The following is an 11,570-nucleotide window of genomic DNA, read 5'->3' on the forward strand; positions in this document are numbered from 1 at the left end:
GAAGATAACGGATAAATATGATTATAGATTTCAAAGATATAAAAGAAGTAAAGATCAATGGTTTCAAAGGTGGACAAGGTGAACTCGACACCCGCAACTTTGTCGATGAAAAGATAAAGATAATGAAAAGTATTCTCAAGCCTGGAGCCAGCAGTGGCCTACATACTCACGAAGGAAACTGCGAAGTAATGTATATCCTTAAAGGCGAACTCACCTATCATTACGATGGAAAAATAGAGGTGGCACATGCCGGACAAGTACATTATTGCCCAATGGGACATAATCATTATTTTGAGAATCTAACCAATGAAGATGTAGAATATTTAGCTATCGTTCCCGAACACCATTAATTTCAAATCTCATGAGCATTGTAATTGGCATAGACGTTGGTATTAGTACAACTAAGATTGTAGGCGTTGATGAACACGGAATTGTAGTAAATCCTTTCCGAATTAAGGCTACCGACCCCATAACTTCATTGTATGGAGCTTTTGGGAAATATCTTCATGACAATAAAATCAAGCTTGACGATGTCGAAAAGATTATGCTTACAGGAGTTGGTTCAGCCTATATTGATGAAAACATTTATGGTCGTCCAACGAGCAAAGCGCAAGAGTTTATTGCCGATGGACTTGGTGCTCGCTACGAAAGTAAGCTTAAACGAATGATTGTTGTCAGCATGGGTACAGGCACAAGTCTTGTAAAATGTGATGGAAATGACATCCGACACATTGGAGGAATCGGTATCGGTGGTGGAACACTACAAGGCTTATCACGCATCATGCTCAAAACAGATGATATCAAACAAGTAGCCAGTCTTGCAATGAATGGCGACATTTCAAAGATCAATTTACTGATTGGTGATATCAGTGCTAAGCCGCTTCCTGGGCTTCCTATGAATGCAACAGCAAGCCTTTTCAGTAATGCCAAGACCAATGCCACACGTGAAGACATCGCTATTGGCCTTATTTATATGGTATTACAAGCCGTTGGTTCCAGCACGATTCTTAGCAGTTTAGAAAGTGGAATCAAAGACTTTGTGCTCATCGGTAATCTCACACTACTCCCCCAATGCAAGGAAGTTTTCCACGCTATGGAGAAACTTTATGGTGTGCATTTCCGCATTCCTAAATACAGCGAGTTCTGTACGGCCATCGGAGCTGCACTTTGTTATATTCAAAATCGATAATTGACGCGCTACAATACAATTTGCGAATCATCACAATGAATAAGAAACTTTTCTCCTGTTTTCTACTTTTCTTATTGTTCATGCAATCCCTTTGTGCTCAATCCAAGCGCGAAGTAAGAGCTGTTTGGCTAACAACAATTGGCGGACTTGACTGGCCTCACAATTATTCCCAACAGAGATTATCGATGGAAAAGCAGCAACAAGAGTTGCGAAACATCCTCGATAAACTTCAAAAAGCAGGTATAAACACGATATTGTTTCAAACACGTATTCGCGGAACTGTAATCTATCCATCAGACTATGAACCATGGGATGGCTGTCTAAGTGGCTTTCCTGGCACATCACCAGGATATAATCCACTCCAGTTTGCCATTGATGAATGCCACAAACGAGGTATGGAATTTCATGCATGGATAGTCACTTTACCTGTTGGAAAATGGAATGGTTTAGGATGCAAACGACTTCGTCAACGCTTTCCAAACTTAGTAGTGAAGATTGGAGAAGACGGATATCTCAACCCAGAAAAAGGACAAACAGGAGATTATCTCGCTCAAATCTGTTCTGAAATCACCGAGCGTTATGATATTGATGGCATTCATCTTGACTATATTCGCTATCCAGAAACATGGAGAATAAAGGTATCTTCTGACCAAGGAAGAGCTTATATCACAGACATCGTTACAAAGATTCACGATGTTGTAAAAGGCAAAAAACCTTGGGTAAAGATGAGTTGTTCGCCAATTGGAAAGGCTGATGACTTAGCAAGATATTGGAGTCATGGCTGGAATGCCTACTCAAAGGTGTTACAAAATGCTCAATATTGGTTACGCAATGGACTTATGGATCAACTCTATCCCATGATGTATTTCAAGGGAAATAACTTCTATCCATTTGCTATTGACTGGCAAGAACAGGCGCAAGGAAAGATGATTGTGCCAGGTCTTGGCATATATTTCATGTCGCCACGCGAAAAAGATTGGAACCTCGATGATATCACACGAGAAATGTTTTTCACTCGTTCTATGGGCATGGGGCACGCATATTTCAGAAGTAAATTCTTTACCGATAATCTTAAAGGGATATATGATGCTGCGTTAAACGAAATTGACCGACAACCTGCTTTGGTGCCCGCTATGGCATGGGTAAACGTAGAAAAACCACATCAACCCACACTGATTATGGTCGAAAAGAATAGAATTGAATGGCAAAAGCAGAACAATACGACTTATAATCTCTATAGCAGTCGCACTTGGCCTGTAGACATTTCAAAGGCTGAAAACCTTATGCTCTATCGACAAGAGAGCAGCAGTGTAGACATTCCAGATGACCCTTCACATTATTATGCGCTTACAGCTATGGACCGATATGGTAATGAAAGTGATGTGGTGCAATGCCAAAATCAGCCCGAAGCTAACCAAAGTAGCCTTATTCCCAATGATGGTAACCGCGCAATCCTACCCAATTGGATAAATGAATGTGATGGAATCGTCATGCTATGTGATATTAATGGCAACCCTATTATACGTCTACAACAGACAGGAAATGCCGTGAATATCAAACAGATTACTGATGGTTTCTATCAATTGAGAAGCCTCAACGCCAATGGAATTAGCCATAGATTAGGCTTTATTTTAGTAAAAAGATTTTAGCCGAAACATTTGGTCAATCAGCAAAAACAAATTAACTTTGCACATAGATAGACTATTTTATAGCGATACCCAAGAAGGAAAGATATTGGGGGTTGTGTCGGTTTGATCGGGATACTCATCAAATAAATTCGAAAACCGAGAATGCTTCTCTTGTTAATGGCGGGCCACATAAATTCCTTCGGAACTAAGCCTTAAGGCCAGTGGATTACAAAGACGGAGAGCACTCAACTATTGAAATGCTCGGAGTTTCATCACATCATCGAGCAACCCCTTTTTTCTTTTTGATTAAAAAGAATAAAAAATAAATTCATGTTTAGTGGAATTGTAGAAGAAATGGCTACGCTTGTAGCGATTACAAAAGATAAAGAGAACATCGACTTTACGCTTAAATGCTCGTTTGTCGATGAACTTAAGATTGACCAAAGCATTGCACATAATGGTGTTTGCCTTACCGTTGTAAGTTTAGAAAATGGCACTTATACCGTGACGGCAATGAAAGAAACGCTTGATCGTTCCAATCTTAGCTTGTTAAAAGTTGGTGATCATGTGAACATTGAACGCTCAATGCTAATGAATGGGCGTCTTGATGGGCACATTGTTCAAGGCCATGTTGACGAAACTGCCAAATGTATTGGAATGCGAGATGCAGATGGAAGTACGTACTTTACATTTGAATACCCGCATAACGAGGCTATGGCTAAGAAGGGATATTTCACAGTTGACAAAGGCTCGGTTACCATAAATGGCGTTTCTCTCACTGTGTGTGAACCTACAGATAACACGTTCACTGTAGCTATCATTCCCTACACACGGGCTAATACGAACTTCAAAGATATAGAAATTGGTAGCGTTGTCAATCTTGAATTTGACATATTGGGGAAATATATTGCGAGACTTCAAGCCCTGTAAAAAGCTACTTGGCACACCACAAAATTGAGAATATGTTTTCATAAAGAACAAGTGGTGTGTCAATTCTCGATACCCCATGAAATAAATGATGAAGAAGAGACTTTTTGTTTGACGTATTTCACAGCTTCTTTTGACGCAGATTATTGCGCAATCAGATACAAATCACGACACGATTTGATAGAGATTGCAATTTAGTCTCTCATGAAGCACAGAACGATGAGATTTAGAATGACATACCAAGACATGAAACACACTAAATAATGTTAAGGTTGTCATCTACGTGTAAACCTTTTTATCTTTTGAGAAGTCTATATATTAGTAAACTTCTTTCATCTAATTAAAATTGCAACGAAATATGAAGAATATCACAAGACACCTCATCATAACTGCTGCATGCATGGCTTTGCCTGCACAGCTTATGGCAAAAGACTGGACATTGAAAGCGTGTATTGACTACGCTTTGCAAAACAACATCACACTTCAAAAGAGCCGATTAAATCAATTGGCAGCCAAAGAAGATATCAAAGAAAGTCAAGCAGCCTTGTTACCTTCACTATCTCTTGGTACTTCTCAAAATGTTTCCTACAATCCATGGCCTGAAACTAGCAGCTATGTTGTTGCTGGAAACCGAGTTGAAACAAGTGTAGACAAAGCATATTATAATGGAGGTTTTTCACTAAGTGCAAATTGGACAGTCTGGAATGGCAATCGAAACCATAATCAAGTAAAATTGAACAAGTTTGCCGAAAAGCAGGCCGACCTTGCTGTTGCAAGTGACATTAACACATTAACAGAACAAATTACACAGTTGTTTGTTCAGATATTATACTCTAATGAGGCTATAAAAGTCAATCAAGAGAGCCTTGCTACAAGTGCAAAGAATGAAGAACGGGGTAAGGAAATGCTTGCTGTTGGAAAAATGAGTAAGGCTGATTTAGCACAACTTACAGCACAACGAGCTCAAGATGAGTATGCTATTGTTCAGGCAGAAAGCAACTTAAAAGAGTATAAACGCCAACTAAAACAGTTGTTGCAACTAACAAATGGTGAAGCGTTTGATGTTGTTGTTCCCGAAACAACAGACGATATGGCATTGGAACTAATTCCTAATGTCAGCAGTGTTTACGAGCAAGCACTGACAACCCGGCCTGAAATTAAGAATGCAGAGTTAAGCATTCAGAGCAGCGAACTAAACATAAAGCTGGCAAAATCGCTTCGAATGCCTACCGTAGCAATGTCTGCTGGCATCAGCACAAACACCTCAACCATGAATAAAAATGGCTGGGATAAACAGATGAAAAATAACTTTGTAATTGGTGGAGGCATTAATATCAGTGTTCCGCTGCTTGACAATCGTCAAGCAAAGACAACCATCAGCAAAGCAGAAATACAACGACAGAACAGTATGCTTGATTTGAAAGACAAGCAAACAGCCCTCTACTCTACCATAGAGAACTATTGGCTGCAGGCTAATAATAATCAAAGCATGTTCAAAAGTGCAAGAATCAGCACGGAAAGTGCAAAGGAAAGCTATGCACTTCTAAGTGAACAATTCAGATTAGGACTAAAGAACATCATTGAATTAATGACGGGAAAAGATAATCTTTTGAAGGCCGAACAAAACGAACTTCAAAGCAAGTATCTTGCTATTCTGAACATAAACATGTTGAAATACTATCAAAACGGCATGATAAAATAAGAAAAAGACACTCATTAACCACATAGAATTTATGGAATTGAATTGTATTATTATTGATGACGATCAACAAACAGTAGAGACGTTAAAAAGCTACATGGCAGACACGCCATGTGTAAAACTGACAGGAAGTTGCAGTAATGCAGTTGAAGCCATTAGGCTTTTACAGCAGAACGACATTCAATTGGCTTTCATCAACCTAAGATTACAGGAGATGAGCGGCGTTGAATTTTCAAGTATGTTGCCACGAAATGCTATCAAAATCTTCATGACCGACGACCGCTCTCTTGGCATAGAAGGCTATAAAGCCGATGCAGTAGACTGCCTATTAAAGCCAATTAGCAAGACAGCTTTCATTGAAGACATGCACAAAGTGCATGAAATCTGTGAACGCGAAGAGGAAATTCATGAATTGAAGAAAGACAGATTTCTGTTCGTAAAAAGCGATTACAAGGTATTAAGACTTGACTTTGACAACATCATTTACATTGAAGGCGTTAAGGATTATGTGAAATTCCACCTCGATAACGAAGAAACGCCAATCCTATCTCTGATGAACATGAAGAAACTTGAACATCAGATGACAGGTGATGAGTTTCTACGTGTACATCGTTCTTACATTGTCAATATGCGCAAAGTAAGAAGAATAGAACGTATGAAACTGATTTTCAGTAAAGGATCTATCCCAATCTCTGAGTCATATAAAGACGAAGTGTTCCGCTTTGTAGACCATCACAGCATCGTATAAGACGCGAACATTTCAAATATCTAATATTTCAGACGGTTTCTCAACGAAGGTTTCACCACCATGTTCGATGAGAAACCGTTTATCACGAAAACCCCACAACACACTTATACAAGGCATGCCGCTGTTTTTTGCGGTCATAATGTCAACGTCACTATCACCTATATAAACAGCATTTTCACGACTAACCCCAAGCAAACGCAAAGCTTCATTGACAGTATCGGGTGCTGGTTTCTTACGTATATTCACGCGTTCGCCAATGGCAACCTGTATCTTTTCTCCAAAGAAATGACGCACAAGGTCTTGCGTTGCAGCATAGAACTTGTTGCTAACAACAGCAATATGTTTGTTGGCATCTAACAAATGCTGAAGCATTTCTTCAATACCAGCATAAGGATGCGTATGATCAAGGTTATGAACCAAATAATGTTGACGAAAATCTTCATAGGTTTTATCAAACAAAGGGTTTTGAAGTCCATGAGGAATTGCACGTTCCATCAACTTCTTTACACCATTTCCCACAAACATTCTGACTTCTTCAAGGGTACGCTCTGGCATACCATTTACGCGAAGTGCATAGTTACAACTAAGTTCAAGATCAGTCAATGAATCTAAAAGTGTACCATCTAAATCAAAAATATAAGTTTGATATTTCATCATCCTAAACAAAATCTTTATTCCATAATCTTGCGAACACATCGCAGAAAACAGCAACCAGCAAGCCTATCAGAATTGCAAGACACTGTGATGTCAATTGCAAAGGTAATAAAAAAACGTCATTCTCCTCTCATAGATAAAAAAAATGGTGTACCTTTGTGCGCGACATTCAATATAAAATGATGAAAAAAGAATTAAGAAAAAAGTACTTCATTCCCGCCCTTGCCTGTGTAACAGTCATATTAGGAGTGGTTTATTATTATTTCTTCTCTGACTTCTCAACGAAGAATAAGACTGAATATGTCTACATTGATAACGATGATAATGTGGACTCTGTATATCATAAACTCGAGCCATTTGCATCGAAACATGGTATGTGTGCTTTCAGAATGATGGCTCGCCACTTTGATTATGGCAAGAGAATCAAAACAGGTCGTTATGCTATTGATAAAGGTGATGGCGCATTAAAAGTCTTTCGACACATGAAGAATGGCCTACAAACACCGGTAAACCTAACGATTCCAAGTGTTAGAACATTGAATCGATTAGCTGCAGAGGTTTCAAAACGGCTCATGATGGATAGTACAGAACTCTATAAAGCATTGTCCAATGAAGATGTTTGCCGTAAATATGGCTACGATACAGCCACAATTGCGTGTATGTTTATCCCCAATACGTATGACATCTATTGGAATATTTCAATCGATAGATTCTTGGATCGTATGCAGAAAGAAAGCAAAAAATTCTGGAATTTCGATCGAATACAGAAAGCAAAACAGTTAGGTTTGACTCCCGAACAGGTCATAACATTGGCAAGTATCATTGACGAGGAAACGGCTAATAATGCAGAGAAGCCTATGATTGCAGGCATGTATTACAACCGACTCATGTTGCGTGACGCCAAGTATCCACATGGAATGCCCTTGCAAGCAGACCCAACTATCAAGTTCGCTTGGAAGCGTTTTGATCTTAAACGCATTTATAACAACTTGCTTTCTATACATAGTCCTTACAATACATATAAGAATCCAGGACTTCCTCCAGGGCCAATTCGCATTCCATCTGTAGCAGGTATTGATGCAGTTCTCAATCGAGTACACCATGACTATTTATATATGTGTGCGAAAGAAGATTTTAGTGGTACACATAACTTTGCTCGTACATACGATGAACACATGAAGAATGCAGAGAAATATTCAAAAGCTTTGAACGCAAGAGGAATCAAATAATTTAACGAATAAGCTTTTAGAAAAGTAAATAAAAATACCGCTTTCTTCACAGAGAGCGGTATTATTCTCAATAGGTATTAGCTTTTTTAAGGTAAAAAGATTGTATTCAGGATAACGATTACAAAGGTAAGGTGATTTTATTCTATGTGCAAATATTTTTTTATGTTACTAAACATGTTTTTTGATATCTATGAGATGATTTTATAAAATAATGAAGAATAAGCTGCAAAATACATGATTACCTCATGCACAAGCCACAAGAAAAACACCTTTTTCCTTTGCTTTTCCAGCCGTTTACATTATCTTTGCAATATAAAATAAATAATGTTTCAACATCATGGCAATTAAAGAAGAAAACAACGAAGAAAAGAAAAGCATTAGTTTCGTAGAGCAACTTGTTGAAGAAGACCTCGCACAAGGAAAGAATGGCGGTCGTATTCAAACACGTTTTCCGCCAGAACCTAACGGCTATCTGCATATTGGACACGCAAAAGCAATATGCATGGACTTCGGTGTTGCTGAAAAATATAACGGCATTTGTAATCTCCGATTCGATGACACGAACCCAAGTAAGGAAAATAATGAATATGTTGAAAACATCCTTAACGACATTCAATGGCTTGGATTCAAATGGGGACAGATTTATTATGCTTCAGATTATTTCGAAAAGCTATGGGAGTTTGCTGTTTGGATGATTAAAAAAGGCCATGCATATATTGACCAACAGACCAGTGAAGAGATTGCTTCACAAAAAGGAACACCTACAACTCCAGGAACACCAAGCCCATATCGTGATCGCCCTATTGAAGAAAGTCTCGAACTATTCAACCAAATGAACACACCAGAGGCAGTGGAAGGTAGTATGGTTTTACGTGCAAAACTCGATATGGCAAATGCAAATATGCACTTCCGCGACCCAATCATGTACCGAATTATACAGACTTCACATCACAGAACAGGCACAAAGTGGCATTGTTACCCAATGTATGACTTCGCACATGGGCAGAGTGACTACTTCGAAGGCGTCACTCATTCTATCTGTACGTTAGAGTTTGTTCCTCATCGCCCACTATATGACAAGTTCATTGATTTCTTAAAAGAGATGGATGGCACTGCAGACAACTTGCATGATAATCGTCCTCGCCAGATAGAATTTAACCGTTTGAATCTCACTTATACAGTGATGAGTAAACGAAAGCTTCATACTTTAGTTGACGAACACCTTGTAAATGGGTGGGATGACCCAAGAATGCCGACATTATGTGGAATGCGTCGTCGCGGATATAGTCCCGAAAGTATTCGTATGTTCATTGACTCTATTGGCTATACCAAGTTTGATGCACTCAATGATATGGCCTTATTGGAAGCCAGTGTGCGTGAAGACTTGAATAAAAAAGCTACTCGTGTGAGCGCCGTTCTTGACCCAGTGAGACTTGTTATCACTAACTATCCTGAAGGAAAGACCGAAGAAATGGATGCCATTAATAATCCAGAAGATGAACAAAGTGGTAGCCACAAGATTACTTTCTCAAAGAACTTATGGATTGAACGCGCCGACTTTATGGAGGATGCACCCAAGAAATTCTTCCGTATGACACCTGGAAAAGAGGTACGATTAAAGAATGCTTATATCATTATGTGTACTGGATGTAAGAAAGATGAAGCAGGGAATATCGTTGAAATTCAGGCAGAATATGATCCTGATAGTAAGACTGGTATGGAAGGTTCCAACCGAAAAGTGAAGGGAACTCTACATTGGGTATCAGTTGATCACTGTCATAAAGCAGAGGTACGCGAGTATGATCGTCTCTTCAATATAGAAAATCCATCTGCTGATGAGCGTGATTTCCGTGAATTACTCAATCCAGAAAGTCTTAAGATTGACACTAATTGTTATGTTGAAGACTATGTAGCAAGTAGGAAACCTGGTGAATATTTGCAGTTCCAACGCACGGGATATTTCATGGCCGACGCTGATTCTACTATTGAACATCCCGTATTCAACAAGACCGTTGGACTGAAAGATACTTGGGCAAAGCAAAAAAACAAGAAATAAACTCGCGTTGTAGGGCACACAAAAACATTGAATCATCAAGAACATTTCGATAAAGAAGCTTTTCAAAATGTCTTAAAGCAATACGAACAAGCACGCAGGTCAGGAGAAGAGATATATCTTGACGCTGACGTGCTTACGGATATTGCCGACTACTATGACCATCATCACCAGACTAAAAAGGCTATAGAAACGATTGATTATGCCATTCGTTTATTCCCAGGTTCTGTGTTTCCACTCGTCTTTCGAGCACGAATGGCGATGATGATTGAAGATGATCTTGAGGCAGCAAAACGCTATTTATCAAACGTAGATGATAAAAATTGCTTAGAGTTCTACTACACTTCTGCAGAAGTTTTGATTACAGAAGGAGCTTCAAAAGATGCAAATCAATACCTCTACAGCCATATTCCAGACGTAGAAGACGATGAACTTGACAGCTATTATATAGAGGTAGCTATTCTGTTTGCAGACTATGAGGAATTTGAAATTGCTGAAGAATGGATCAACCGATGCGAAAACCCAGACGATCCTGACTATTGGGATACTATGGGACGAATTGAAATGGGGCTCGGTCACTTAGAAGAGAGTGAACAGATTTTTACTGATTTAATTGACAAAGATCCTTTTTCAGAGCAATATTGGAATCGTTTATCCGCTTCACAACTACTGCAAAATAAGTTCTATGATTGCATTATGAGTTGTGAATACGCTCTCGCCATCAACCCTAATTCGTCAGAAGCGCTCTTCAATAGAGGGAATGCACTCTACGGCTTAGGACAAAATGAAGAAGCACTGAAGTGTTTCAAGCAAGTCAGCGAACTTGCTCCAGAAGAACCTAATGGTCATCTGATGGAAGGAATGGTATTGGCTGACATGAAAGCGTATAGCAAAGCATTGCCTCATTTCTACAAGGCTGAATCCCTTTGTAAGAAGAACGATTATCTTCTTCTACAAATTTATGAGCAGCTTGCTTATCTACTTTCAAAGCAAAATAAACTCGATGAAGCCTTAGTCTATGTTGATCGATGCGAGCAAATCCCACCAGATGACCCATTTGAACTATCATTATTACGCGGACATCTATATCTTGAACATAAAGAAACAGCTGAGGCGGCCAAAGTTTTTCATGCTGCTCTGATAAAAAGTAATAATACTCCAGAACTTTACTTGAAAATAGCCGTATCGTTTCTTGACAATGGTTATACGGACTCAGCCTATGAAATTCTTAATTATATAGCTCATTCGACAGCATATACTCAAGTGCCTATATACCCTTATTTGGCTGTATGCTGCTTAGAATTAGGCTATAAAGAAGAATATGAAGAAGCCGTAAAAAAAGCTACATACTATTCGCCCGTAGAGTCAAAAATTGTCCTAAGCCCATACTTTCCTGGACAAAATGGAGCCTGAAGACTATTATAAATATACTTAAAAAAAATA

Annotated in this window: 10 protein-coding genes; 9 read left to right on the forward strand and 1 reads right to left on the reverse strand. The window is 38.9% G+C overall.

Annotated features, from left to right (window positions below):
* Positions 1–17 precede the first annotated feature (17 nt).
* The 6 genes from HMPREF9420_RS03230 (at position 18) to HMPREF9420_RS03255 (ending at position 6,191) form a co-directional block, all read left to right on the forward strand.
* Positions 18–350 (forward strand): cupin domain-containing protein, encoded by a 333-nt coding sequence (locus tag HMPREF9420_RS03230; RefSeq protein ID WP_007133998.1) that lies wholly within the window; start codon positions 18–20, stop codon positions 348–350.
* Between the two features lie 11 nt (positions 351–361).
* Entirely contained in the window at positions 362–1,189 is an 828-nt protein-coding gene (coaW, locus tag HMPREF9420_RS03235; protein ID WP_007133999.1) for a type II pantothenate kinase, read from the forward strand.
* A 35-nt stretch (positions 1,190–1,224) separates the two neighbouring features.
* Positions 1,225–2,838, forward strand: a complete 1,614-nt coding sequence (locus HMPREF9420_RS03240; RefSeq protein WP_007134000.1) for a glycoside hydrolase family 10 protein — start codon at positions 1,225–1,227, stop codon at positions 2,836–2,838.
* Between the two features lie 309 nt (positions 2,839–3,147).
* Entirely contained in the window at positions 3,148–3,747 is a 600-nt protein-coding gene (locus HMPREF9420_RS03245) for a riboflavin synthase (protein ID WP_007134001.1), read from the forward strand.
* Between the two features lie 355 nt (positions 3,748–4,102).
* Positions 4,103–5,446, forward strand: a complete 1,344-nt coding sequence (locus HMPREF9420_RS03250) for a TolC family protein (RefSeq protein ID WP_007134003.1) — start codon at positions 4,103–4,105, stop codon at positions 5,444–5,446.
* Between the two features lie 31 nt (positions 5,447–5,477).
* Positions 5,478–6,191 carry a LytR/AlgR family response regulator transcription factor gene (locus tag HMPREF9420_RS03255; protein WP_007134004.1) on the forward strand — a complete coding sequence of 238 codons (714 nt, stop codon included), beginning with the start codon at positions 5,478–5,480 and terminating at the stop codon, positions 6,189–6,191.
* 12 nt (positions 6,192–6,203) lie between these two features.
* Here HMPREF9420_RS03255 and HMPREF9420_RS03260 read toward each other — a convergent pair whose 3' ends face one another.
* The gene (locus HMPREF9420_RS03260) at positions 6,204–6,845 is read right to left on the reverse strand and encodes an HAD family hydrolase (protein ID WP_036906730.1); all 642 of its coding nucleotides are present in this window, start codon (positions 6,843–6,845) and stop codon (positions 6,204–6,206) included.
* 182 nt (positions 6,846–7,027) lie between these two features.
* Here HMPREF9420_RS03260 and mltG point away from each other — a divergent pair, with 182 nt between their 5' ends.
* The 3 genes from mltG (at position 7,028) to HMPREF9420_RS03275 (ending at position 11,540) form a co-directional block, all read left to right on the forward strand.
* Positions 7,028–8,074 carry an endolytic transglycosylase MltG gene (gene mltG, locus HMPREF9420_RS03265; RefSeq protein WP_044079060.1) on the forward strand — a complete coding sequence of 349 codons (1,047 nt, stop codon included), beginning with the start codon at positions 7,028–7,030 and terminating at the stop codon, positions 8,072–8,074.
* Between the two features lie 337 nt (positions 8,075–8,411).
* On the forward strand, positions 8,412–10,130 hold the full coding sequence (locus HMPREF9420_RS03270) for a glutamine--tRNA ligase/YqeY domain fusion protein (protein ID WP_007134007.1): 1,719 nt from the start codon (positions 8,412–8,414) through the stop codon (positions 10,128–10,130).
* A 27-nt stretch (positions 10,131–10,157) separates the two neighbouring features.
* Entirely contained in the window at positions 10,158–11,540 is a 1,383-nt protein-coding gene (locus HMPREF9420_RS03275) for a tetratricopeptide repeat protein (protein ID WP_007134008.1), read from the forward strand.
* The last annotated feature ends 30 nt before the right edge of the window (positions 11,541–11,570 follow it).

Origin of the sequence: Segatella salivae DSM 15606 (assembly GCF_000185845.1) — a bacterium.
Classification (GTDB): Bacteria; Bacteroidota; Bacteroidia; order Bacteroidales; family Bacteroidaceae; genus Prevotella; species Prevotella salivae.